Source organism: Streptomyces bambusae, assembly GCF_019400985.1.
GTDB lineage: Bacteria > Actinomycetota > Actinomycetes > Streptomycetales > Streptomycetaceae > Streptomyces > Streptomyces bambusae_A.
The window spans coordinates 1-598 of the sequence record NZ_WTFF01000738.1 but is presented as its reverse complement, the minus strand read 5'-3'; the positions used below and the strand labels follow the sequence as shown (position 1 = coordinate 598).

Genomic DNA, 598 nt, shown 5'->3' with positions numbered 1-598 from the left:
CCGCCGGGCGGTGCACCGGCTCCGGGCCCCGCGGCGCCGCCCTGCGACTGCACCGCCGCTGGGTCCGGCGGCGGTGGGTCCTGGGGTGTCGCCGCCCGAGCCGGCAGGAGTGCGCCGGACAGGAGGGCGGCCGCGGCCGTCGCCGTCACCGCCGCGCGCCGCAGCGTCGTACACATCGTGGTCCGCATGCCTAGACCCCCTGGGGGAAGCTGAACAACCGGTCAGGATCGACGGCCCGCTTGACCTCTTCCAGGCGGGCCAGGTTCGCGCCGTAGTACGCCTCGCGCCAGCCGGCGAGCCGCGGATCGGCGTAGTTCTGGTACGCGCTGCCGCCCGCCCACGGCCGCAGCGCCCGCCACAGGCCGTCCAGCCACGCCTGCTGCCGGCCGACCGCCCCGGGCGGGGCCGGCTCGGGCCAGTAGGCGAGGTACTGGGCGAGGAACGCGCTGTCGCGGTGGACGAATGCGGTCTCCCGGGCGCCGATACGGTTCAGCGCCCCGCCGCACACCCCGTCGAACTGCACCACGCCCCGCCCGTCGGCCGGCCCGCGCCGGGACACGGCGTCCAGGACCGCGCCGACCGCCGCGTCGGGCAGCCC

At 78.1% G+C, this 598-nt stretch carries 1 protein-coding gene and 1 pseudogene; both read right to left on the bottom strand.

Going from position 1 to position 598, the window contains the following annotated elements; genetic code table 11:
* A pseudogene (locus GPJ59_RS36805) lies at window positions 1–188 on the bottom strand (hypothetical protein); the annotation flags it as partial.
* A 2-nt stretch (window positions 189–190) separates the two neighbouring features.
* Window positions 191–598 (bottom strand): BBE domain-containing protein (locus tag GPJ59_RS36800; RefSeq protein ID WP_219672418.1); only part of this gene is annotated, 408 nt, incomplete at its 5' end.